Below are 24,077 nucleotides of genomic sequence, written 5' to 3' on the forward strand. Positions count from 1 at the left end.
GGCTACATACAGAGGACGACGCCTGATCCGGGGGCATCCAGATACGCATTGAGCAGGCAAAATGCCGATTCATGTAGTATAACTACAAGCTTGCTACATCCCCGGCATCTGCCCCATAACAAGAGTCCAGTCCTTTGAATCTGCTGCAACATATTGCCCAGTCACGTCACCTGTTACGCAAGTCGGAGCTCAAGGTCGCCGACCACGTGCTGCTTGACCCTGCGGCGGTGATGCACAGTTCCATGGCCGACCTGGCGCACAGCGTCGGTATCAGCGAACCAACCATCGTGCGCTTCTGTCGCGCCATCGGTTGTTCGGGTTTTCAGGATCTGAAACTCAAGCTCGCGCAGAGCCTCGCGGCCGGCGCCAGTTTTGGTCAGTTCGCCATTCATGAAGACGATTCCGTCGCCGACTACAGCCTGAAGATTTTCGACACCACCTTGCACACGCTGATGGAGGTTCGCGAGAAGCTCGATCCGCTGGAGTTGCAGCGCGCGGTGACGTTGATGTCGCAGGCGCAGCGCGTCGAGTTCTACGGCTTTGGTGCGTCGGGCGCGGTGGCGGCGGATGCGCAGCACAAGTTCTTCCGTTTGCTGCTGACGGCGGCGGCGTATTCCGATCCGCACATGCAGGCGATGTCGGCTGTGACGTTGAAGCCGACGGATGTGGCGATCTGCATTTCGCAGTCCGGTCGATCCAAAGATCTGCTCATTACCGCCAATCTGGTGCGGGAGAGCGGTGCTTCGTTGATTACGCTGTGCCCGAGCCAGACGCCGTTGGCCGAGCTTTCGACGGTCAATCTGGCGATCGATGTGCATGAAGACACTGAAATCTATACGCCGCTGACATCGCGGATTGCTCACCTTGTAGTGATCGACGTGTTGGCAATGGGCGTGGCGATGGCGCGTGGGCCGAGCCTGGTCAACCACCTCAAGAGCGTCAAACGCAGCCTGCGCAGCTTGCGCCTGTCGCCCAAATCGGTGAAAGCGCTGGACGACTGACCCTGGAGTGCGGGGCTGTTGTGGCGAGGGGATTTATCCCCGTTCGGCTGCGAAGCAGTCGCAAGATCTTCGTAAGCGGAGTCGTACTTCCGAGATTGGGGGCCGCTGCGCAGCCCAACGGGGATAAATCCCCTCGCCACAGGGAAGAATTCATCCCACTGTCATCGGCCCGCAGCCAAACCGTCATCCCCCGCGCCTATCGTGAAACTCCCGTAAACGCCTTGGGAGACTCGAAATGGCTCAGCCTTACGAAGAACGCAACAGCGCCGCGAAAACCCGTCGTCAGCAGGAAGACCAGCGTCGCATGGAGTTTCGCCGCGCTATCGAAGATCGCGCCGAACAGCGCCTGCTGCTCGCCGAAATCGACGATTTTGCCGAGATCAATCACTGGCAGGCAGCACCGGCAGTTTCCCGGCGAAACGCTCAACCAGCGCGCTGATCTGCACGCGCTCGGCGCGGATAAACGCCAGGAAGGCGTGTGCTACCGGTGACAGGCGTTTGGCTTTGGCCTGCACCAGGCACCAGCTACGGAGCAATGGAAGTTCTTCGACCGGCAGCTCGACCAGCGCGCCGGTCGCCAGCTCAAGGTTCAGGGCGTGGCGCGTCAACAGCGCCAGGCCCAGACCCGCCAGCACGCATTCACGCTGAGCCTCGGCCGACGCCACTTCCTGGGTCTGCGTGAAGTGCACGCGCTTCTCTTTGAAGTATTCCTCGCAAGCCATGCGTGTGCCTGAACCGGCTTCGCGAATCAGCAGCGTGTAAGGCTCCAGATCCTGCAAGCGCAGCGGCCCCATGTGCGACAGCGGATGATCCGGCGGCGCAACCGCCACAATCGGATTGTTGAGGAACGGCAGGAATTCAAGGCCCATGTCCTGCGGCACCATCGACATGATTACCAGATCATCGCGGTTGTCCGAGAGACGGCGAATCACCTGGCCGCGGTTGACAACGGTCAGTTGCAGATTCACTTCGGGATGCTGGCGCTTGAAGGCAGCAAACAAGTGTGGCACGAAGTACTTGGCGCTGGATTCCACCGCCAGTTTCAGCTGGCCCTGCAACGAACCCTGCATGTCCGACAGCTGCATATCGAGGTTTTCCAGCCGTCCGAAAATGTCCCGACTAGCGCGCTGAAGCGCCTCGGCCGCCTCGGTCATGTAGAGTTTTTTGCCGACATAATCGAATAACGGCTGGCCTATCAGCTCTTCAAGCTGCCGAATCTGTAGGCTGACGGCCGGTTGTGTGAGCGACATTTCCTCAGCTGCACGGCTGTAGGAACGTAAATCACACACTTCATTGAAGATCTGCAATTGACGCAATGTCATACGCATCAATGACTTACGCATTGTATAAACACTCTGGCCGCAGGCTGATGCGCTGACTATAAGTCTTTACTTATGGCTGACCCAATTTTTATTCATTTTTGTTAATCCCTTATGAGCGCTAGTGTGGGGGCGCGACCAGATTGAAACATTTGGTCACGCGTCGACCTGGGACTAGCAGGTCGTGATGCCACCGGCTCAAGGGAACCTCCAAGTGATAAAAAAGATCCTGATCGCCAACCGTGGTGAGATTGCCGTACGAATCGTACGAGCCTGCGCCGAAATGGGTATCCGCTCGGTCGCAATCTACTCGGACGCCGACCGTCACGCGCTGCATGTGAAGCGTGCGGACGAGGCCCACAGCATTGGCGCCGAGCCATTGGCCGGTTACCTCAATCCGCGCAAGCTGGTGAACCTGGCGGTGGAAACCGGCTGCGATGCGCTGCACCCCGGCTACGGTTTTCTTTCGGAAAACCCGGAACTGGCGGATATCTGCGCCGAACGCGGAATCAAATTCATCGGCCCGTCGGCAGAAGTCATCCGCCGCATGGGCGACAAGACTGAAGCGCGCCGCAGCATGATCAAGGCCGGTGTGCCAGTGACGCCGGGCACCGAGGGCAACGTGGCGGACATCGCCGAAGCCCTGACCGAAGGCGACCGCATCGGTTACCCGGTGATGCTCAAGGCCACCTCCGGTGGTGGCGGTCGCGGTATCCGTCGCTGCAACAGCCGCGAAGAACTCGAACAGAATTTCCCCCGCGTCATTTCCGAAGCGACCAAGGCCTTTGGTTCGGCGGAAGTGTTCCTGGAAAAGTGCATCGTCAATCCGAAACACATCGAAGCGCAGATCCTCGGCGACAGCTTCGGCAACGTCGTGCACCTGTTCGAGCGTGATTGCTCGATCCAGCGCCGCAACCAGAAGCTGATCGAAATCGCCCCGAGCCCGCAATTGACTCCGGAACAGCGCGCCTACATCGGCGACCTGTCGGTGCGTGCGGCCAAGGCTGTGGGTTACGAGAATGCCGGCACCGTGGAGTTCCTGCTCGCCGAGGGCGAGGTGTACTTCATGGAGATGAACACCCGGGTGCAGGTGGAACACACGATCACCGAAGAAATCACCGGCATCGATATCGTCCGTGAACAGATTCGTATTGCCTCGGGCCTGCCACTGTCGGTGAAGCAGGAAGACATTCAGCACCGCGGATTTGCCCTGCAATTCCGCATCAACGCTGAAGATCCGAAGAACAATTTCCTGCCGAGCTTCGGCAAGATCACCCGTTATTACGCACCCGGCGGCCCCGGCGTGCGCACCGACACGGCGATCTACACCGGCTACACCATCCCGCCGTTCTACGACTCGATGTGCCTGAAACTGGTGGTCTGGGCGCTGACCTGGGAAGAGGCGATGGACCGTGGCTTGCGCGCCCTCGACGACATGCGTCTGCAAGGCGTGAAGACCACCGCCGCGTACTATCAGGAAATCCTGCGCAACCCGGAATTCCGTAGCGGCCAGTTCAATACCAGCTTCGTTGAAAGCCATCCTGAACTGACCAACTACTCGATCAAGCGCAAACCCGAAGAGCTGGCCCTGGCCATCGCCGCCGCCATCGCCGCCCACGCAGGCCTGTGAGGAATACAACAATGTCCAAGAAGATCTTTGTCACCGATACCATCCTGCGTGACGCCCATCAATCGCTGCTCGCCACCCGCATGCGCACCGAAGACATGCTGCCGATCTGCGACAAGCTCGATAAAGTCGGCTACTGGTCGCTGGAATGCTGGGGCGGTGCGACGTTCGACGCCTGCGTACGTTTTCTCAAAGAAGACCCGTGGGAGCGTCTGCGCCAGTTGCGCGCGGCGCTGCCTAACACTCGACTGCAAATGCTCCTGCGCGGACAGAACCTGCTGGGCTACCGCCACTACAGCGACGACGTGGTCAAAGCGTTCGTGGCCAAGGCAGCGGTCAACGGCATCGACGTGTTCCGCATTTTCGACGCGATGAACGACGTGCGTAACCTGCGCGTGGCCATCGAAGCGGTGAAAGCGGCGGGCAAACATGCCCAGGGCACCATTGCCTACACCACCAGTCCGGTGCACACCATCGACGCGTTTGTGGCGCAAGCCAAGCAGATGGAAGCCATGGGTTGCGACTCGGTTGCGATCAAGGACATGGCCGGCCTGCTGACCCCTTACGCCACTGGTGAACTGGTTCGAGCATTGAAAAGCGAGCAGTCGCTGCCGGTGTTCATCCATTCGCATGACACCGCGGGTCTCGCGACCATGTGTCAACTCAAGGCCATTGAAAACGGCGCCGATCACATCGACACCGCGATCTCCAGCTTCGCCTCCGGCACCAGCCACCCGGGCACTGAATCGATGGTCGCCGCCCTTAAAGGCAGCGAGTACGACACCGGCCTGAATCTGGAACTGCTGCAAGAGATCGGCCTGTACTTCTACGCCGTACGCAAGAAGTACCACCAGTTCGAAAGCGAATTCACCGCCGTCGACACCCGCGTTCAAGTCAACCAGGTGCCGGGCGGGATGATCTCCAACCTCGCCAACCAGTTGAAAGAGCAGGGCGCTCTGAATCGCATGGCTGAAGTGCTGGCAGAGATCCCGCGCGTGCGTGAAGACCTCGGCTTCCCGCCGCTGGTGACTCCGACGTCGCAGATCGTCGGCACCCAGGCGTTCTTCAACGTACTGGCCGGCGAGCGCTACAAGACCATCACCAACGAAGTGAAGCTTTATCTGCAGGGCGGCTACGGCAAGGCTCCGGGCGTGGTCAACGAGAAGCTGCGTCGCCAGGCGATCGGCAGCGAAGAAGTGATCGACGTGCGTCCGGCTGATCTGCTCAAGCCGGAAATGACCAAGCTGCGTGCCGATATCGGCGCACTGGCCAAGTCCGAAGAAGACGTGCTGACCTACGCGATGTTCCCGGACATCGGCCGCAAATTCCTCGAAGAACGCGCTGCCGGCACCCTGACGCCGGAAGTGCTGTTGCCGATTCCCGAGGCCGGGGCAGTGGCCTCGGCGGGCGGCGAGGGTGTGCCGACCGAGTTCGTCATTGACGTCCACGGTGAAACCTACCGCGTCGACATCACTGGTGTCGGCGTCAAAGCTGAAGGCAAGCGTCACTTCTACCTGTCCATCGACGGCATGCCGGAAGAAGTGGTGTTCGAACCGCTCAACGAATTCGTCGGTGGCGGCAGCAGCAAGCGCAAGCAAGCCTCGGCTCCCGGCCACGTCAGCACCACCATGCCCGGCAATATCGTCGATGTGCTGGTCAAGGAAGGCGACTCCGTCAAGGCTGGCCAGTCGGTGCTGATCACCGAAGCGATGAAGATGGAAACCGAAGTCCAGGCGGCCATCGCCGGTAAGGTCACCGCGATTCATGTGGCCAAGGGTGACCGAGTGAATCCGGGCGAAATTCTGATCGAGATCGAAGGCTGAGATACACGCCTCGATACAACGTTTAAACCTCGGGGGGCATGTGCTCCCCTTTTTTTTGCGCGCAATTCAGCGGGTGGGGCGCAAGCGCCCCGCCCTGGTATGTCGATCAGAACGCCATGCGCCACTGGCCGGTTACGCCGTGATTGCGGCTGTCGGTGCCGATCTCGCCAGACAGGCCGACGCCCAATGTGTGGCTGTTGGAGACCGCCAGGTCAAGCCCGGTGTCGAGCATCAGACTGTCGCGATCCAGCTCTGCGCCGTAAACGGTGTAGTCGCGGCCGCCCTTGTCCAGACGTTGCCGAGTGCTGGTGTAGGTATCGCCATAAACGTGTTTCCACCCTGCGCTGAATCGCGGGGTCAGGCGCATGCCGTTGTTCAGCGTACTGACGCTTGCCATGCGCAGGCCGAGGGTGCTGTTCATGTTGCTCTGGGCCTGACCATGCACTTTGAGCGCCGCATCCCCGCCTTTCTCGGTGTAGCCGTCGCGTTGATAGCGCTGAAAACCAACACTCGCGAACGGTTCGATGAGGGTGTCTGCGCGGCCCAGGTTGTAGCCCATTTCGGCGAAGGCCTGCTGGGTGCTCGCCTCATAACTGGCTTTGAGGCGATTGCTGAAACGGTCGAACTCGACTTTGCGTTTGGTCCGGCCTTCATGGCTGCCCCAGTTCGCGCCAAGCCTCATTGAGACTGGACCGCTTTGACGCAAGGCGTATGCGCCCAAGTGCCAACTGTTCAGGTCGCCGTCCAGTTCACGGCTGTCCATGCGCGTATTTGAGTTTCCGCCGAGCAATCCCAGACGCCACTCCTCATCGACACGCCAGTCCGCACCCAGCAGAAGGCCCTTGGTGGAATGCTGCATCGGCTCAAAATCGCGATCGAGTTTGCCGCCGTGGCCGAGGGCCTGCAGCCAGACTCTGCCAGTTTCAGCACTCCCGGCTGCACGACGTGGTGAATTTCCCTGTGGGTTCTGGACATCGTTTAGCTGGTGCATGGCCGACAACATGCTGGCGCTTACCGGGGTTACGCTGCTCAGGGTTGCCTTGGACAGGTTGGCATTACCGCTGCCGGCCAGTTGTTCCAGGGCGATGGGGGCGATGGATTTGTTGGTGGCGAGTAATGCCGCGACAGCCGTGTTGGTCGGGGCGGCTGGAACGGAGCTGGCGGCTGAGAAGGGTTGGATGGCTGAGTTGGACGGCGCGAGGGCCTTCGCAGTTGAAGGCATTTCCTGGGGCTGCGCCAACGCCTGTTGCGGCAGTGCTTGCGGTTCCTCGATGCTCTGAGCGAGCGCGCTGGCGTTTTCCGTGGCGGCGGCTTCCTCTAAACGCACCGCGTTGCGGGCGTAGGTCAAATCTACTCGTTTCGGATCGTCGTAATCGAGGGTCGGTGTCATGTAGGCCAGATTATTCTCGACCGTACCGAACCGTCCCTCGACATTGCCAGCCTCGAGAATGGTGTGCTGGCTACTCTGCGGGTACTCGCCGGCAGTGACCAGTTTCAGGGTCGCATCTCCAAGGCTGGCTGTACCGGCGACGACGATGGTGGGACTGTCACCGGTGGCGTCGACGGAGTACGCCAGAACAGCAGAGTTCGACAGCCTCAGATCGCCCTTGATCTTGGGCGCTCCGTACACCTCATCCACCGAAAAGCGTCCCTGAATATTCAGACCGCCGACTTCGCCGTTGCCTGCGAAATGGCCGTTCTCCTGCACGTCGACGGTGCCGGCAATGTTTCCCGAGTGGGTGAGATCGCCACCGGGCAGCACGATCACGCCGCGCTCGATCATGCCTTTGTTGATCAGAATGCCTTCAGTCACTGCGTTGCCGAGGATGGTTCCTTCGTTTGTCAGTTGGGCTTTGGAGTGGACCAGTACACCGCTGGTGAAATCTGCGGGGCCTTTGCGCGTCCAGTCACCTTGCTTGACCTCCAGCCCCAGGAAGTTACGCGACTCGCCAAGCTTTCCGCCCTTGGGTCCATCGAGCTGTAAAAGGTTGTCGCCACCGCCACCGTCAATCACTCCAGAAAAGCCGGCTCGAGATTTCACGCTAACCAGATCCTTCGCTTCACCCGTTTTCAGTAAGAAACCGTCGACGACCTTTGTCGCGCTCTTGATCTCATGAGGGACCTTATCAGGGTCATTGATAACGGTATCGAACGCCGATCTCAGTTGCAAAGGCAGCTCTGAGGCCAGCGTTATCTCTTGCGCCAATGAGATTCCCGCATAGCCAAGCGTCAGTGTGATCGCGACAGCCAGTTGGTGAAGTCGGTATGTATGTCGAGCAAGCATCGGTTCAACCTCCGTGTTTTCGAAGGTTGAACTTTAAGAGGAGAGCCATGGGCGCCGATGTCAGGCCGTTCTGCCAAACCTGAGGGGTTCGGCGACTGGATCGGGAGGAAAGCAGCTCGTTAGTTTCAAAAATCCGCTTTTACTTCGATGAAGCGCTGCCTTTGCCTACAGCCCCCGCTGAAATATCGATTGGCGAATTGCCGGAAACTTGCTATTGGCTGCCGGACAAACGGGCAGATCAAAAGATCGCAGCCTGCGGCAGCTCCTACATTCATCTCGTGTAGGAGCTGACGAAGGCTGCGATCTTTTGCTTTTACGTAGTCAGGCGCGGCACTCAACCAACCCTTTCACCTGCCCCGACGCCGTCTGATTCTCATCGCTCAGCCACTGCTCAAACCCTGCCGCAATCGCAGGCCACTCCGAGTCCAGAATCGAGTACCACGCGGTATCGCGGTTCTGGCCTTTGACCACCATGTGCTGGCGGAACACGCCTTCGAAGCTGAAACCCAGACGTTCGGCGGCATATTTGGAGCGGGCGTTGGCGTTGTTGCATTTCCACTCAAGGCGACGGTAGCCCATGGCGAAGGATTCCTTGGCCAGCAGATAAACCGCTTCGGTGCTTTTCGGCGAGCGCTGCATCGGCGCGCCGAAAGTCACGTGGCCGATTTCGATGCGGCCGTGCGCCGGCACGATCGACATCAGGCTGAGGAGCCCTTGCACCTGGCCGCTGGCGCGGTCGATCACGCTGAAGAAATACGGGTCGCTGTTGGCCGCGTGGTTGTTCAGCCAGTCGTTGAAGACGCTGCGTTCCGGGAACGGGCCGTAGGGCAAGTAATCCCAGAGTTTCGGGTCGGCGCCGGGGCCTTGCAAAGCGTTGAACAAGTCGTCGCCGTGGCGCGTCGGGTCGAGTTTTTCCAGGCGGATGAAGCGGCCTTCGAGCAGGGTGGCCGAGGGCGGCGGGGCGCCTTTCCAGTCGGCGGGAGAAATTGTCATGTGCAGCACTCCTTAAATGGCTTTGCGAAACTGGATGAAACCCGGGCGCTCGGCGATGCGCTCGTAGAGCTGGATCGCGGTGGTGTTGGTTTCGTGGGTCAGCCAGTGCACCTTGCAGCAACCGTCGGCCTTGGCCGTGGCGTAAACGTGTTCGATCAGCAGGCGCCCGACGCCGGTGCCGCGAGTTTGCGCTTCGACCAGCAGGTCTTGCAGGTAGCAGGAGTTTTCGATGCTCCAGTTCGAGCGATGGTAGATGTAATGCACCATGCCTAGCGCTTTGCCGTCGGCCCAGGCGAGCGCGGCGTGGGTCGGTTCGCTTGGGTCAAGAAAGCGTTGCCAGGTGCTCTGTGTAACCGGTTCAGGCAGCTCGGTGTTGTAGAAACGCAGGTAAGCCTGCCACAGCGGTAGCCAGGCGGCGTAGTCGTCGGCCGTGACCTGGCGGATATCGATCTGACTCATGCTGGTTTCCTTAACGCATCAAACGGGAGAGGGTTTGGTCGGTGAGATCGGGGCTGGCGGCCAGCCCTTCGCGCACGCCGGCGATGTCTTCGGCACTGCGGTTCTGGCTGAGCTTGCGCTTGCCTTCGAGGCGCTCGATGGGGATCGCAAAGCCGACAATGGCCTTGAGCATGCCGTCGATGTAATCGGCGGGCGCGTCGGCCACTGACCATGGTTGGGCGCGACCGGCCTCATGGCGGTCGGTGAGGGTGCTGACGATGTCGAGCAGTCGCCCGCCATCGCTGAAGGTTTCGGCGTGGCCGTAGGCATGTACGGCGACGTAGTTCCAGGTCGGCACGACTTTGCCGTGCTCGGCCTTGCTCGGATAAAAGCCCGGGCTGACGTAGGCGTCGGGGCCGGTAAAAATCAGCATGGCTTCGGCGCCGTCGCGCAGGTCCTTCCACTGTGGATTGGCCTTGGCCAGATGCCCGTAGAGCGTGCCGTTCTGGCCTTGTTCACAGTGCAGCAGTACCGGCACATGGCTGGCTTGCAGGCCTTGCTCACCGTGGGTGACGAGAATGGCGAGGCGGCTGGCGAGGATCAGTTCGTGCAGTTGGGACAACTCATCGATAGCAAAAGCGCGCGGCGTATACATGCAGAAATTTCCCTTGGCGAATGGCCCCATCCTAGGCAGGCTATTGGTCTGTTGTAAGAGCCATTGATGACCAATTTCATAGGTCCATTGTCATGCCCGATTCGTCCACGCTGTCGATGCCATTCAATCCGGCGGGTATCGAACTCGACCGCCGCAAAGGCCTTAGTCTGCAGCTCTATCAAGCGTTGCGCCTGCGTGTGCTGGACGGTCGCCTCGTTAGCGGCACGCGACTGCCTGCCAGTCGTGATCTGGCGGCAGCGCTGAGTATTTCGCGCAACAGCGTCGTCCGTGCCTACGACCAACTGTATGCCGAGGGCTTCATCGAAGGACGGGTTGGTGACGGGACTTATGTCGCTCAGTTGCCGCAATCGGGACTCGCGGCAAAAAAACTATCCACAAAACTGTCCACAGGCTTTTCAACAGGCTTACCCACAGCCTTATCCACAATTTCGGCTAATTCCACTGGGATTCCATCCAGTAAAGTTATCCACAGTGGTGCGTTGCAGCGTCTCGAAAACAACCATTTATCGACGCCGCCGACGGGGCCACCGCGCGCATTTCGCGTCGGCATTCCGGCCTTCGATCTGTTCCCGTTCGACGTCTGGGCCAAGCTCAACGCGGGGTTCTGGCGCAAACCGGATTTGCAGCAGCTGTGTTACGGCGATCCGGCCGGTGATGCGCGGCTGCGCGGACTGATCGCGGCCTATTTGCGCAGTTCGCGCGGGATGCAGTGTTCGGCTGAGCAAATTGTGATCACCAGTGGCGCACAGCAGGGAATAAGCCTTTGTGCACAGCTGCTTGTCGAGCCCGGCGCAGGTGTGGCAATCGAGAACCCCGGCTATCGCGCGGCCGGTCATGCATTCGCGGTCGCGGGTGGGCGATTGCGCGCAATTGCGGTGGACGAGGAGGGCATTGATTGCGCCGCGCTGGCCGCCGCCGAGGATTGCCGGGTGGCCTATGTCACGCCGTCTCACCAGTACCCGACTGGCGTGGTGATGAGTCTGGCGCGGCGTCTGGAATTACTCGCGTGGGCCGAGCGCACGCAAGGCTGGATCGTCGAGGACGACTACGACGGCGAATATCGCTACACCGGCGCACCTTTGGCGCCGCTGGCCGCGCTGGATCGCCAAGGCCGTGTGCTGTACGTCGGGACGTTTGGCAAAGTCGCGTTCCCGGCGCTGCGTCTGGGCTATCTGGTGCTGCCGCCGGGGTTGGTGCAAGCGTTTTCCCAGCGGCGTGCGGTGGATGTCCGGCATTCGGAAGTGAGCACTCAGGCAGTGATGGCCGAATTCATGGCCGCCGGGCACTTCCAGCGACACATTCGGCGCATGCGCCGGGCGGCGCTGAGCCGCCGTAATGCCTTGCTCAGCGGTTGGCCGCAAGATCTGGCCGGCGTCGGCAACTTGCCGGCGGTGTCTGCCGGGTTGCACCTGACGGTGCAAGTCGACAGCGTCGCCCGCGAGCAACAGTTGATCGCGCAAGCCGCCAGCGTCGATGTGGAGATCAATGGTTTGAGCAGTTACTGGTTGCCAGATTCGACAACCCCAGTTGATCAGCGCGCCGGTCTGGTGCTGGGCTTTGCCGCGGTGCCGGAGCCGGCGATCGAGTCGGCTCTGACACGCTTGCGTGAGGTCTGGCGCGGATAGTCAGGGTTTCGCCGCGTGCGGTTTTAGAAACAGGTCGCGCACCTGCGGGTCGACGATCCGCCGTAGCGCATTGTCCACGGCGTCGAAGCTGTTGAGTGTCTGGCGTGTCTTCGCATCGAGTGTCAGCAGATACGCATCGGCGAATTTCAGATGAGCAGCCGTGTACGCATCGTCCGCGTCGGTCATGTGGTCGTAGTGGAAGTGCGCCACCCACAACGGCTTGCCGCCATTGGCCTGGTCGAGAATCCGGTACTCCTGAAAGTAATCCCCGCGATGACGGGTGCGAATACGTCCGCGTTCGTCCTTGACCACCTCGACCTGTGCATTGCTCTGCAACCAATGGAAATACGCTTCCCGAGGTTTACGTTGTTTGAGCATTGCCGCGTAGGTGGTGATGCCATCGGCATGGGTGCGAGTCGCGCCTTCGCGCAAATCGTCGCTGAGGGACGCAATGGGCAGTGGATCCGCTTTGCTCACGCTTCGTCTGGCGATTGCCATGTCGACGTCACTCGCGGTCTGCTTCAGCCGCGCGACTTGCTGTTCGAACAGGTCGCGAATATCGGCAGGGATGCGCCCTGGTCGCCGGGCATCTTCGCGGGTCTTGCGGTTGAAGTCGTCGATGTGCAGATTGAGCTCCATCGCTGCTGAAATCAGCTCTATGTCATCGCTAGGCGCGGTTGGTTTGGGCCGTTGCGAGGGGAGTTTGACGAACGCAGCCTTTTCGTCCGAATCGCTGCTCTGAGAGCCTGAAGAATTTTCGCCGGTGTCCGGGCGCGGGCGGCTTTTGCTGACTTTGACCCGAGGCTGTGAAGTGGAAGGCTGCGGTTCAGGCTTGACGGGTGCGGGCAGTTGCTCCTGCTCGGGCAATTCGGCGATCAGGCGTTCGCGCGCCAGGGCGTGGAATTCGTCGATCAGCGTGCGGACCCGGTCGAGCCGCGCTTGAATGAACATCTTGGGGTGCGCGGCGGGCAGTTGGACGATGCGCTCGTCGAGGCTGGCGAACAGATCGTTCCACTGTGACAACTGCTCGATGCGCCCGGCTTGCCCGGCGGAGCCCACAGCGGTTTTGCTCAGCAGGATCAGCTCATGGGCGGCGTCTGCAGCATTGGCGGTGATGATGCCGATCGCCTCACGCGCGGCGAGCATCGCGGGGCCAGGTTGCTCGTTGACCGAGCGTTCATAGGACATGCCGATTTCATTGGCTTTGAGATCGAGCGGACCGAAGTCCGGCAGTAGACCGATCAGTTTTGCCGCGACCATTTTGGCTTTACCCGAGTGGCTGCTCAGCACCTGCGCGGAGCGATAGAGCGTCTCCAGAGTGCCAATCATCGCGTCACTCAGCGGTATCGCCGCATTGGCAATCTCGATGTGCTCGCTGCGAGGAATAGCAATCTGCCGGGTCGTGCTGTCGATGAGCTTTTGTGTCGCATTGGCGTACATGCGCATTTTCACCCGCAGCCACGACCCCAGGCAGCGATGCTGCTCAGCCGTCAGGCGCATCAGTTGTGACTGGTGCAGCAACGCAGCGCCTCCCGCGTTGTGCCAGATATCCAGTTGCTCGAGCGCTGCGGTGTAGTCGCTGCCGAGCTTCATTGCCAGATCCAGATAGCGTGTGGCGGGTGGCGTAAATCCAGCTTCAGTGGTAACGCTCGGCAGGGACACGAGGGCGTGCAGGAGTTGGCGTTTTTCTTCTGGCTCGCGTTGGGCAAATTGCTCCAGTGCGGTCCAGGCGCTATTCATCCGTTGTTCCTTGGCGCGCCGCAGAGCCTCGATCCGGCCCTTGGGCATGCCGCCGCGCAAGCGCAACTTCGGGTCCCAGTGCCAGCGCCCGGCAGTGCTGTCGTATTTGATCGACATGCCGCTGCGCAACGGATTGCCCGGATCGACGATGTACACCAGCGTTTCCTCAATTGCCGCCACCTGGAACCAGCGGCTGCCGACCGGGGTGCAGGTTTTACCGTCGAGCGTGTAGAGATGGGTGACTGGAGATGCACTTTTTCCACTGAGATCCGGCAAAGGTATCTTGAAGCTGTCGAGCATGGCCAGAAAGCGCGCGCTGGAATCGGGCCGCAGCAAGGTCCCGGGTTCGAGCTGTGTGAGATGGCCGACGGGCAGATCGCCGACGATGGCTACCGGGTCGAGCGTGACGGCAGGTGTGACCGTTGGTGAAGGCAGAGCCGGATGGTCGGCCAGATCTTCGGTTTCAGGCGATAGCTCGACAATCTCCTGGACGGCTTTCAGGTGCGGCAGCAACGAGCGGTTGCGCCGTGCGACAGCGTGTTGCGTGAGAATCATGCCCAACGTCAGCAGCACGTCGGCAGTGGATTGCCAGACCACGAGGTTATCGTCGCGCTCGTGGGCATCGATGGCCTGCTGGATCTGCGTGATGGTCTGCCAGACCCAGACAGCGGTGCCCGCCGCGCCGCTCATGAAGTTTGCGGCCACGTTGAACAGCGCCCAGCCGCTGTCTGCCGCCAACGCCCAGCGCCGCTCGCTATTGGACTGCGACTGACGGTCGGCAAGTTCGACCAGGGCCTGACTGTTGGCGCTGTACAGCGCTGCAAGGATGTCACCGGTGAGGGGCGCGTTGGCGAGGTCGATCGGGCCGGTTAGATCCAGGTGCATGAACGGCTCGACGGCCAACTGCGTGACGATCCAGGGCGAGGGCAGGCCCGTCGAGAAAACGTACTGCGAGTACTCGAAGCTCAGTGCTGCGCTGCCCAGCCAGGCAAGTACCGAATTACGTAATTCGCCCGGCTGGTACAACGCGTACATCAGGTTTTGCAGGGAGGCGAACTGCATCAACGGCATGTCGAGCATCGGCCGGTACAGCAAGCAGGGACCTTGACGGTGGTCTCGCGGACAGATGACGAACATGTTGGTGACGGTGTCCACGCGCCCGCTCATTCGCCGACGCGGAGCGAAGGCCAGCGGCCGGATGGTCACCGGATGTTCGGCATCCGGCTGTTTGCTGGTGATCGAATCCATCAATTGGCAGACGTAGCCGTAACCCCGCTCATCGACGCCGCCCTGCCGTTTGAGTTTGTATTCAAGTGCCAGTAACGGCAGCAGCGTCGGCAGTTGGCGCAGGTAGCGGGTCTTTTGCCTGGCTGCGCGGACCGCATCGTCAATGAGGGTACGTTTGATCAGTTGCGGGTATTGGCCTCCGATGTCGACTTCCTGCGCCTTGGCGGTCAGAAAATCGACTGTCAGCCAGCCCGGTACCGCACGTGCATCGGTGAAGGCAACGGTGGCTTGATACGGCGCAGCATTCTGCAGGGCGAATTCACCGAGGGTTTCGCGCACCCGGTCAAACGGATTGGGCAGGGTGAAGCCGGCCGTTTCCAAGCTGTTGGTTACCGTGATCCGCAAGTGTTCCAGCGGCAGATCGGCAGCACCTTCGGCGGTTTTATCGGCGATGATCGCCTCGCGCATTTTCTCTTCGGCGTACGGCTTGATCAGGGGGATGTCATCATCAGTGTTGTCCGCGTCTTCGCGCAATGTCCCCAAGTCGGCGATGCAGGCGCTGTAGGCTTGCAGGTCATGGATGGAGCCAGCGTGCAGCCAGCCGGGAATGGCCTGCTCCAGCTGCTCGACGCGCGCTCGTTCAATCGGGTTGAAGCGGGCACGGTTCTGCTGGCCGGAACCGGCACGGGCAGCAATGGACTGACTGCCGGGATCCAGTGCTTGAATGGCCCCCAACTGATTGGCCACCAGCGCCTGGGAGACGGCGTCGAAAACATTCCCCGCGGGTTCGATCAGGCGCCATTTGAAGGATCGGCCGGACAGCTCGGGGTCCAGCCTCCCGGGCAGGGACTCGCCCAGCGCTGTCAGTGAGTCGAATGACTCATAGCCATCGGCGACGGTAAACATCAGGAACCGCTCGCGCTCCTTCACCGTCGCCGTCAACACCAGCGCCCCGGCGATGAGCAGGTGCACGGTGTCGCTGCCATCCATCAGGTCGATGTCCAGCAGGCAGGCGCGCGGCCCGGCGAAATCGCTGCTTTTCGGGCGTTCGGCCTTGTCAGGGTGTTGCGCAACAAATCGCGCCAGTGCGCAGTCGTCGGCATCCCAGCCGCTGGCCGATTGCACGTCCGCGGCCGCGCACAACAAGTCGGACAGTTCCTGCCAGCGCGGTTGTTTGCTCGCCGACTGATTCCAGTAATCGAGTTGGCGCTGCTGATATTCAAGGAACAGGAACGGTGCGTGATCGTTCATCAGTGCGGTGACTTCATCCATGCTGACCGCCAGATGAATCGGCGGATTCGCTTTGGGCGTGAGCGTCAGAAAGTGCTCGCCTTCAATGTAATCGGCGGTGGTCTTGAGCACGCTGTGCTGGATGAAGGCATGGGTCAGTGACTGCAAGTCGAAAGCCTGGGTGTTCATCTGTGCTGCGCGCATGTCGCGCAAAGGTGTCGCGAGCATCGTACGCTCCGGGTCGATGAGCAGTTCGGGGTAGCGTTTGAGCAACGCTTCCTGGAGCAGCGCTGTAGCGACCTGATGCAAAGAAAAGCCGCGACCGGTGAGTTCGACCAGGCGACTTTGTTTGAGCAGCGGCGCAGTGACGGACGGGGTCATGATTTTGTCCCGTGGGAGGAGGTGGACGGCGTGGCCGTTTCAGGTGTGAAAAACAGCGAAGCGGCCAGTGCGCGGCTGATCTCGCTGCGATAAATGGCGATCAGTTCCTGGGTGGCGCTGTCGCGATCGACCTGGCCGCCGAGCAGTCTTTGCGCCGCAGTTTTCAAATGCGCGGCGGTGAAGGACCCGGCGGGGGCGGTGGCATTGGCGTAGTGGAAGTGCGCGTACCACAACACCTTGCGGGTCTTGTGATCGAGCACTTCGTACTCATCCAGATAATCTCTGCCCGGCCCTTTGAGTCGACGTCTGGCGGTGGATCTGGCGATGTCGACTTCTCCTTTGCTCTTGAGCCATTCAACTCGCGCCGCAGTCGGCGGTTGTTCCTTGACCATGCGGATTCGGTTACTGCGGCCGGTGTCGTAAAGTTCGCTGGCGGCGCTGGTGAGGGCGTCGCGCAACGTCGTGGCCGTATCGCTTTGGTCTTCTGTGCGGTTGCTCGCCAGCAGTGCCTTGTCAATGGCCTTGACCACGTCGCCGAGGCGCGCGGCATGCTGGTTATAGATCTCCTGGATATCGGCCGGAATCCGTTGTGCACGGCTGACGTGCGCTTGCGTGCGGCGTTTGAAATCCGCGAGACCATCAAGCAGCGCCTGCCCGTTCGTGAGGCTGTCGGCCAGTGTGGCCGGAGTTTTTTTCGGCCCTGCGGACGCTGTAACTCTGCGCAGCCAGACCCCCGGGGTTTTCTGGTGAAAAGTGGCGATCACCTTGCCGGTCAGTGGCGCTTTCACGTCCACCAGATCAGTGTCCTGGCCGTCAGCACCTTGGCGCGACTCACCGACAACCGTGCCTTTGTAGCGGGTCTTGATGATTCTTTTTACGGGCGCCGCTGCAGGTTTCGATGGGCCGGGTGTCGGCTCGATCAGACGCCGCTCCTGCAACATCCGTGTCAGTTCAGCTACCGCGTCTTGACTGAATTCGGCTACGCGCACGCGTACATGCTCGAGCCGATCGGCAATGATCTGTTGCGGGTATTCGATCGCCAGATCGCTGAAGCGTTGATCGATGGTGGAAAACTGCTGCGCCAGATTGTCCATCGCCTCAGTGCGTTCGCTCAGGTTATGCAAACTCTCATCACCGCTCAGATCCAGCGCGCTGCGGATGTTGACGCTGGCGTCGTTGATCAACTGGTCGAGTGCGTTGCGTGCCTGTGCTACGGACTGTGTCGTTCCCTCTTGCAGGCACGTTTGCTCGGCCAGTGTGATCTGCAGCAATTTCAGATCATTGAGGCTGAACTGCGGCAGTTTTGCCTTGCGCTCACGGCTGATCTCGCATGCCTCCTTGCCGAGCAGACTGAGTTCTGCGAAGCATGCTTGCGCGAGCTCGAGTTTTTCGATGATCCCTTGAGTCAGATCGGACATTTTTTCAAAGTGAGCCGAGCGGCCGGTCTGCGCAGTTGACTCTTCTTCGTCCAAAAGTGTGAGAGTTGCGCGCAAGCTGTCGCGGAACTCTTTCGAGCGCTGGTCGAGCCAGGATTGGCTGAGAAACAGCTGGTGCGACAGCCGCTCGACCATGGCCGCGCGGTAGCTGGGAACACTCTCCAGAGCGTTCAGCGCCTTCAGTTGCTCGGTGTGGTCGGCGTACTCCTTGAGCTGGGAATCGAGGGTTTGCAGGAAGTACTCGCGTGCGCTGTCAGCGGCTGCCGGGAGCGCGGACAGCATCGCCTGCCGGGCATTGACCAATTGGGTTTGCCTGGCGTCGAGAGCCGCATCAAAGGCCATTATTTCGGCTCTTTTCTGGCTCAGACGCTGCTTGTTCTCCTGCTGCATCTGCTTGCGCCTGCTGCCCAGTCCACCACCACGCAGGCGCAGGCGCAGATCGATAAACCACAGGCCTTTGGCGTCATGGGTCAGCAGCGGCCCGTTGCGCACCGGTTGCTGCCGAGAATCGATAATCTGCACCTGTTCATCGTCGTTGAGCGCCACCTCGAACCAGCGTTTGCCGACTGGCGCGTACCACGTTTGCAGGTGGGCATAGAGGTGACGGTGCGCACCGTCGATGGCGGGGCTGGCGAGCGCTTCGGGTTTGTCCACTTTCAGTGTGTCGAGCAGCGTCCCCAGCACCGGACGCGAGCGACTCAGTGCGCCGATGGTGCGCAGCGAGGTTTCATGCGCCGCGGGAAATTCCGCGCCACTGACGTCTGCCAGTTGCGTCACCGTGAGCGTCCGGGCAATGGCCTTTGGCGGTGGCTTGATGGCTGTCGGGCGCCGTGCCTGGAGGCTCGATGCCGCGCGGTGAGCGAGCACCGTACCAAGTGTCAGCAACACATCGGTCAGGGCCGACCAGTCGACCGCGCCAGGCTGTTCATTGCGTGCGTCGATCAACGCTTGCAGGTCATCCATGATCTGCCAGATCCACGCGGCCGTACCGACGCTGCGCCCCAGAAACGGCAACGCCGCGTTGAACAGCATCCAGCCCCCGCTTTTGAGCGTGGCCCAGCGTGCTTCAGCGTTAGACACCGTCTGGCGGTCGGCCTGAGTGATCAAGGCTTGCACATTGGCATCGAACAGCGCCGTCAGCACGTCAGTCTCGATGACGTTGTCTTCGGCCAGAGTGACCGCGCCGGTCATGTCCAGTGCGATGGTTGGATCGAGCAGCAATTGCGGCACGATCCACACCGAAGGCAGGGTCGCCGGGAACACATATTGTGAGTAATTGAAGCGCACGCTGTCGGGTAGCCAGGCGAGCACCGATTGTTTGAGTGCGCGGGAATGTTTGATCGCATACAGCAGATTGGTCCGGCTCGGATACTGCAGCAATGGCGGGTCGAGCAGCGGTCTGTAAAGCAGGCACGGGCCCTTGTCTGCCTGACGTGGCCCGATCACGAACATGTTTGCCACGGTGTCGACCGTGTTGTTGATGCGATGGGCCATGAATGCCAGCGGGCGGATCACGATGGGCTGGTCGTCCACCTCGCGGGCATTCGCGTCAGTGGCAAACGCGGCGACGACGTAGCGGTAACCCTGTGCGTCGAGCCGCGCTTCGCTGCGGATCTTGGACTGCAGCGCGAGCAATGCCAGTTCGATCGGCAACTGCCGGGCATACAGCTGACGCAGGGCCGGCGCATCGGTCGGGTCGTCGATCAGCCGGCGTTTGAGCATTGCCGGATAGGTGCGGCCGATGTCGACAGCCGTCACCACAGTTTCAAGATAATCGGCCGTCAGCCAGCCGGGAACCGGCGTGCCGTCGACATGGCGCACGGTTTTGATTCCCGTCGGCAGCCCGGCAAGGTTTTGCAGCGCCAGTTCGCTGAGCGACAGGGTCAGGGTGTCCATCTGCCCGGGCAAAACGAACGTGCCCCACACCACCAGGCTGGTGATGGTGATCTCGATGTTTTCGACCTGGATAGCTGCCGGCGCCGGATGATCCTGGCGAATCCTTGTGGTCAGCGCCTCCACGGTAAAGGCGTGGAGACTGCTGACCTCGCGCTGAAAGGTTTTGCCCTTGTTGCGGTTTTGCACAACCGCCAGGTCAAGCAAGTGGCGGCTGTAGCAGGCTTGATCAGCGGTAGATGCGCGGTCCAGCCAGCGCGGGAGCAATGGTCGCAGTTGTTCGAAATACTCCTCTGGCTGCACGGCCGTTGGCAGATCGGTTACCTCGTCGACCACAGCGCTGGCGTCGACGGGTGGAGAGGCACCGAGCGACCCGATGACATCCGTATCCAGCGCTATCAGCGTACAAGCTTGATAATCGAAGAAATTGCCTTGCGGCTCGAACAGTCGCCATTGCAGATGGTTGGCCTGAGTGTTGTTTTCCAGCAGTTTGACCAGAGCCTTGCCGAGCGCATCGAGCGAATCAAAGTGGCGAAAACCCTGGGTGATCGAGTGCGTGGCGATCAGTGTGCGTTTGCCCGAGGTGCCCACCAGCACCGCGATGGGTAGCACCTCCAAATGCGTGCGTTCGCTGGCATCATCGCAGTCGATGTCGATCAGGCAGGCACGAGTTTTCAACGGGTCGTCGGTCAGCCGCTGTTGCTTGTCGGGAAACCGGTACACCGCCGCGGCCATGGCCAGTTGCTCGGCGTCCCAGCCCTTGGCATCGGTAATGTTCCACAGGTTGCGCAAGGCATCCGAGAGTTGATACCAGCGCGGCTGTCCGGGGCTGGTGGCGGTGTTCCAGTAGTCGACCTGTTGTTCCTGATAGGCCACCAGCAGCAACGCGGCGAGCTCGTTGATCAGGCGCCCGACCGCATCGATTTGCACCGGCAGATGCAGGGCCGATCCAGCGCCCGGTTGCCGGGTCAGAAAATGTTCACCATCGAGCCAGGTCACGCTACCGCCGTAGATGCCAAGTCGCACCAGCACGTCGGTGAGTGATTCAAACCGGTCGGGGCCGGCTGCGACGTGATCTCCCTCAATGTTCCATGTGGGCGTCGCAACCAATGCCAGCTGCGGATCGATGTCGAGATGCGGATACAAGGTTTTTAGCGCGTGACGCAAGGTATTCGAGGCGGTGTCCCTGAGCGTAGGTCCGGACACCAGTTGGGTCTGCAGATCGATGACGTCAGGCTTGGAGATTGCGGGCATGGCCGTTCCTTCTCTGTCGGTGGCGGCGCTCACCAACAACGCCGGAGTCGGAGCAGACTAAAATCCCGGCCACGGCCCAGTGCGGTACATAGATATCGCAGGCAAAAAAAGACCCGCGAATGCGGGTCCTGGTCTGATGGGGAGAGCGGCTTCAGCTGACGGACCGGCCTTCAAAACCTTGCAGCACGTTCACCGCATTGATGCCGATTTCTTCTACCGCGTAACCGCCCTCCATGACGAACAGCGCAGGTTTACCGAGCGCGGCGATGCGTTGGCCCATGGCGAGATAATCCGGGCTGTCGAGCTTGAACTGCGAGATCGGATCATCCTTGAACGTATCGACACCCAGCGACACGACGATGACGTCGGCGTCGTAACTTTCGATCTCTTTGCAGGCCTGTTCCAGCGCGGCGCTCCAGGTTTCCCAGCCAGAACCGGCCGGCAGCGGATAGTTGAAGTTGAAGCCCTCACCCGGACCTTCGCCCGGCTCGTCTTCATAACCGAGGAAGAATGGAAATTCTGCTTCCGGGTGGCCATGAATCGACGTGAACAGCACGTCGTTGCGCGCGTAGAAAATCGACTGGGTGCCGTTGCCGTGGTGATAGTCGACGTCGAGGATCGCGACTTTCCTGTGGCCCTGATCGAGGAACGCCTGCGCGGCAATCGCGGCGTTGTTCAGGTAGCAATAACCGCCCATCAAATCTGCGGCGGCGTGGTGTCCCGGTGGACGACAGAGGGCGAAAGCCGCGCGCGCGCCACGCTGGATCTCGGCCTGTGCGGTCAACGCCACTTGCGCCGCGCTGTACGCTGCTTGCCAGGTGCCGGCGGTGATCGGTGCGCCGCCATCGAAGCTGTAATAGCCGAGCTGGCCGTGCAGGCTGACCGGTTTGATCGCGCGCAAGGTGCGTGTCGGCCATGTGTAGGGCAACAAGTCGCCGTCAGTGTTGAATTCGGTCCAGCGTGCCCAGGCACCTTTGAAGAAGTCGAGATAGTCACGGCTGTGAATACGTTCGATCGGCCCGAGACCGAAATCCTGCGGCGCCGCGACCGGGCCGAGGTTTTGCTCCTTCACCCGTTGCAGCACATGGTCGGCACGCGAGGGCATCTCGAAGCACGGCTTGAGCTGGCCATCGATCAGTTCGCAGCGGCCGTGGTGCAGGTGGTGATCGTCCGAGTAGATCGTCAGCATTTGTTGTTCTCCGCAGGGCTGATTCGGTGGCCTGTAGTGTCACGGCGGATGCTGATTCGGAGAACGGCAGGAGCGGCCAAAAGGGGATTGATCTGGCCAAAACCGCTGACCGGAATTCGCCCCGCTTCGCGCAGAGCCGGCGCCCCTGTGCAGGGCGCCGCAGGAGACTTCAGCGGCCGGTTACGGCCTTGTCTGCCTCGGGTGCATGGCGCTCGAGAGCTTCCAGCAGGTCCGGTCGTTGACGTTGGCCGATGACTTTGCGCAGTTCACTAAAGGCGTCTGCCGAGCACTCTCGGCCCAAAGTCGGGTCAGCACCCTTGTCCAGCATCAAGGTGAACAGTTCAAGCGTCTGCTGCTGATTGAGCGCAAGTCCCAGCTCTTCGCGAGGCGCCTGACTGGCCAGCAGAAACAAGGCTGACTGGGTTCGGTCGCCTTCAGTGCAGCGTCCTCTTGGATAGACCAGATTGAGCTTTGCACCGGCGTCGACCAGACGTTTTGCCGCCGGGTAATTGTTGCGATAAATCGCTTCGTACAGCGCGGTTTTCTGCTCTCTGTCCTCGCGCCGATCAAGGTCTTGTGGATAGTTGAGCAGCCAGTTGAACGCTGCAGAGTCTTTGACTGAAGCTCGCTGCATCAGCAGGGTTTGGCCGCTTGCGTCAGGCTCGTCGATGGCTGCGCCAGCGGCCAGTAGAAATTGCGTGCGCTGCGCCCGCTCGGGGTTGGCGTCAGCCTTGATGTCTTTGTTGAATGCCTGCATCACCAGCGGTTCGCTGCCATTGATTCCGCTGGTCACAGCGCCGCGTTCAAGCAACAGACGCGCAATCGGGAAATTCGGCGCGTCCAGTGCACGCAGCAGGGCACTGCGGCCATCTTCGCCCAAAGTCTTGGCTTGAAGGCCGCGGTCGAGCAGTTGCCGCACGCGCGGTTCGTCCTGATTGTCGACAGCCTCAATCAACGGCCACTGGGCCTGGCAGGCCTGCGGGTCGGCCTGGGTGAGGCCGAGATTTTTCAGTACACGCTCAGGAACACTCAGATTGCGTTGCAAACGCAGCCCACAGTAGATCCGGTAATACTCCTGCGCCAGTGCGTATTGCGTGGTGTAGGCCGGTGACTTTTCATAGGCCTTCCACGCTTGATCCGCGAGGTTCAGATACACCGGAATGCGTTGCGGTGCGCGCCGTACAACCTCCAATAACCATTGCCGTGAACCCTCGTCCGGCGCCAGTTGGCTCTTCCAGTAGGCAATGTCATTGAGCTGGCCGATGAATTCCGGCTGATCGGCACCGATGCGGCGAAAGTCCTGATTCAAGAACAGCTCATCGACTTTCTTCAGTCCCGGCCCTTTGTCGCTGGCCGTGCTCAGTTGCCGATGCAGCTCCCAAAGTTGCAGGGCGCCGTCGCCGGCAATGTAGGGGCGCGGATCGACTTCGATGCTCAGCGGTGCGTCGGGCACGCGGTAGCGCATGGCGTCGCGGGCGCCTTCGATGCCCTTGAGCCAAGAGTCGAGCACGGGGGCAGGGGTGTCCTGCAACGGCTGGAATGACAACAGGTGATCGTTGCGCACCCGACCCAGGGCGAGCAGCGGCGTGCCGGGTGCGCGCCAGTCGATCAGCAGATAACGCTTGCTTTCCCAGCCGTTGGTTTTGGCGCACTCGAAACTCAGAGTGTCGACCACGATGCCGGGCGCGATATCGGTGCGAGCAGCCGAGGTGCCCAGATTCAGATACTGAAACTCAGTGATGCAACTGCGAAACTCGTCGCCGCTGAGCAGCGGGATCGGCCCCAGTTTATGCAGGCGCTCGCGGTAGTCCTGATCGCGATAGACGTTCAGGTAGAACAGACCACGAAAGCCGCTGAGCAAACCCGTCAGCGGCGTTGCAACACCGGGCGTTTCGGTGGCGGCTGGAATCGGGATGATGGTGCGGGCGTACTCGGGTGCAT

General features: G+C 60.8%; 15 protein-coding genes. 6 read left to right on the forward strand and 9 right to left on the reverse strand.

The features are described 5' to 3' along the window. Window positions 1-134: 134 nt before the first annotated feature. Together hexR and ACOI8A_RS21170 are read left to right on the forward strand one after the other, a co-directional pair. A complete protein-coding gene (gene hexR / locus ACOI8A_RS21165; protein ID WP_007954250.1) occupies window positions 135-1,001 on the forward strand; it encodes a transcriptional regulator HexR in 867 nt (288 codons plus the stop codon). A gap of 235 nt (window positions 1,002-1,236) precedes the next feature. Then, complete coding sequence (locus tag ACOI8A_RS21170; protein WP_420649338.1) at window positions 1,237-1,440, forward strand: PA3496 family putative envelope integrity protein; 204 nt, start codon at window positions 1,237-1,239, stop codon at window positions 1,438-1,440. On the opposite strand, the gene ACOI8A_RS21175 is transcribed toward ACOI8A_RS21170, so the two are convergent. Beyond that, window positions 1,382-2,344, reverse strand: coding sequence for a LysR family transcriptional regulator (locus tag ACOI8A_RS21175; protein WP_420649337.1), 963 nt, complete (start codon window positions 2,342-2,344; stop codon window positions 1,382-1,384). The genes ACOI8A_RS21170 and ACOI8A_RS21175 overlap by 59 nt on opposite strands. A 190-nt stretch (window positions 2,345-2,534) precedes the next feature. Here ACOI8A_RS21175 and ACOI8A_RS21180 point away from each other — a divergent pair, with 190 nt between their 5' ends. Both ACOI8A_RS21180 and oadA read left to right on the forward strand, forming a co-directional pair. Continuing rightward, window positions 2,535-3,950, forward strand: coding sequence for an acetyl-CoA carboxylase biotin carboxylase subunit (locus ACOI8A_RS21180; RefSeq protein WP_420649336.1), 1,416 nt, complete (start codon window positions 2,535-2,537; stop codon window positions 3,948-3,950). An 11-nt stretch (window positions 3,951-3,961) separates the two neighbouring features. Beyond that, a complete protein-coding gene (gene oadA / locus ACOI8A_RS21185) occupies window positions 3,962-5,770 on the forward strand; it encodes a sodium-extruding oxaloacetate decarboxylase subunit alpha (RefSeq protein WP_420649335.1) in 1,809 nt (602 codons plus the stop codon). 106 nt (window positions 5,771-5,876) lie between these two features. On the opposite strand, the gene ACOI8A_RS21190 is transcribed toward oadA, so the two are convergent. From ACOI8A_RS21190 to ACOI8A_RS21205, 4 genes are all read right to left on the reverse strand, one after another. Further along, complete coding sequence (locus tag ACOI8A_RS21190) at window positions 5,877-7,811, reverse strand: autotransporter outer membrane beta-barrel domain-containing protein (protein WP_420649334.1); 1,935 nt, start codon at window positions 7,809-7,811, stop codon at window positions 5,877-5,879. Window positions 7,812-8,375: 564 nt separating this feature from the next. Next, a complete protein-coding gene (locus ACOI8A_RS21195; RefSeq protein WP_420649333.1) occupies window positions 8,376-9,047 on the reverse strand; it encodes a GNAT family N-acetyltransferase in 672 nt (223 codons plus the stop codon). Between the two features lie 12 nt (window positions 9,048-9,059). Beyond that, complete coding sequence (locus tag ACOI8A_RS21200; protein ID WP_420649332.1) at window positions 9,060-9,506, reverse strand: GNAT family N-acetyltransferase; 447 nt, start codon at window positions 9,504-9,506, stop codon at window positions 9,060-9,062. 10 nt (window positions 9,507-9,516) lie between these two features. Beyond that, window positions 9,517-10,140: an FMN-binding negative transcriptional regulator gene (locus tag ACOI8A_RS21205; RefSeq protein ID WP_420649331.1), complete on the reverse strand. Its 624-nt coding sequence runs from the start codon at window positions 10,138-10,140 to the stop codon at window positions 9,517-9,519. Window positions 10,141-10,232: 92 nt separating this feature from the next. Between ACOI8A_RS21205 and ACOI8A_RS21210 the strand changes: the two genes are divergently transcribed. Beyond that, window positions 10,233-11,786 (forward strand): PLP-dependent aminotransferase family protein, encoded by a 1,554-nt coding sequence (locus ACOI8A_RS21210; protein WP_420649330.1) that lies wholly within the window; start codon window positions 10,233-10,235, stop codon window positions 11,784-11,786. Here the strand turns inward: ACOI8A_RS21210 and ACOI8A_RS21215 are convergent, their stop codons facing one another. The 4 genes from ACOI8A_RS21215 to ACOI8A_RS21230 form a co-directional block, all read right to left on the reverse strand. After that, on the reverse strand, window positions 11,787-16,364 hold the full coding sequence (locus ACOI8A_RS21215; RefSeq protein WP_420649329.1) for a dermonecrotic toxin domain-containing protein: 4,578 nt from the start codon (window positions 16,362-16,364) through the stop codon (window positions 11,787-11,789). It abuts the gene before it with no gap. Continuing rightward, entirely contained in the window at window positions 16,361-20,947 is a 4,587-nt protein-coding gene (locus ACOI8A_RS21220; RefSeq protein ID WP_420651322.1) for a hypothetical protein, read from the reverse strand. The genes ACOI8A_RS21215 and ACOI8A_RS21220 overlap by 4 nt, the downstream gene beginning before the upstream one ends. 151 nt (window positions 20,948-21,098) lie before the next feature. Continuing rightward, window positions 21,099-22,136 carry a histone deacetylase family protein gene (locus ACOI8A_RS21225; protein ID WP_420649327.1) on the reverse strand — a complete coding sequence of 346 codons (1,038 nt, stop codon included), beginning with the start codon at window positions 22,134-22,136 and terminating at the stop codon, window positions 21,099-21,101. A 169-nt stretch (window positions 22,137-22,305) separates the two neighbouring features. Next, window positions 22,306-22,893, reverse strand: a complete 588-nt coding sequence (locus tag ACOI8A_RS21230; protein ID WP_420649397.1) for an ankyrin repeat domain-containing protein — start codon at window positions 22,891-22,893, stop codon at window positions 22,306-22,308. 178 nt (window positions 22,894-23,071) lie between these two features. Between ACOI8A_RS21230 and ACOI8A_RS21235 the strand changes: the two genes are divergently transcribed. Then, a complete protein-coding gene (locus ACOI8A_RS21235; protein WP_420649396.1) occupies window positions 23,072-23,197 on the forward strand; it encodes a hypothetical protein in 126 nt (41 codons plus the stop codon). Window positions 23,198-24,077: the final 880 nt, after the last annotated feature.

The sequence above is a fragment of the Pseudomonas sp. P4795 genome (assembly GCF_048822895.1).
Taxonomy (GTDB): Bacteria; Pseudomonadota; Gammaproteobacteria; order Pseudomonadales; family Pseudomonadaceae; genus Aquipseudomonas.

What these genes read in the sequence shown, in the direction of transcription:
- ACOI8A_RS21170 (WP_420649338.1), top strand. Translation starts at nt 1,237, where the DNA reads ATGGCTCAGCCTTACGAAGAACGCAACAGCGCCGCGAAAACCCGTCGT.
- ACOI8A_RS21175 (WP_420649337.1), bottom strand. Translation starts at nt 2,344, where the DNA reads ATGCGTAAGTCATTGATGCGTATGACATTGCGTCAATTGCAGATCTTC.
- oadA (WP_420649335.1), top strand. Translation starts at nt 3,962, where the DNA reads ATGTCCAAGAAGATCTTTGTCACCGATACCATCCTGCGTGACGCCCAT.
- ACOI8A_RS21195 (WP_420649333.1), bottom strand. Translation starts at nt 9,047, where the DNA reads ATGACAATTTCTCCCGCCGACTGGAAAGGCGCCCCGCCGCCCTCGGCC.
- ACOI8A_RS21200 (WP_420649332.1), bottom strand. Translation starts at nt 9,506, where the DNA reads ATGAGTCAGATCGATATCCGCCAGGTCACGGCCGACGACTACGCCGCC.
- ACOI8A_RS21205 (WP_420649331.1), bottom strand. Translation starts at nt 10,140, where the DNA reads ATGTATACGCCGCGCGCTTTTGCTATCGATGAGTTGTCCCAACTGCAC.
- ACOI8A_RS21210 (WP_420649330.1), top strand. Translation starts at nt 10,233, where the DNA reads ATGCCCGATTCGTCCACGCTGTCGATGCCATTCAATCCGGCGGGTATC.
- ACOI8A_RS21215 (WP_420649329.1), bottom strand. Translation starts at nt 16,364, where the DNA reads ATGACCCCGTCCGTCACTGCGCCGCTGCTCAAACAAAGTCGCCTGGTC.
- ACOI8A_RS21220 (WP_420651322.1), bottom strand. Translation starts at nt 20,947, where the DNA reads ATGCCCGCAATCTCCAAGCCTGACGTCATCGATCTGCAGACCCAACTG.
- ACOI8A_RS21225 (WP_420649327.1), bottom strand. Translation starts at nt 22,136, where the DNA reads ATGCTGACGATCTACTCGGACGATCACCACCTGCACCACGGCCGCTGC.
- ACOI8A_RS21230 (WP_420649397.1), bottom strand. Translation starts at nt 22,893, where the DNA reads ATGCAGGCATTCAACAAAGACATCAAGGCTGACGCCAACCCCGAGCGG.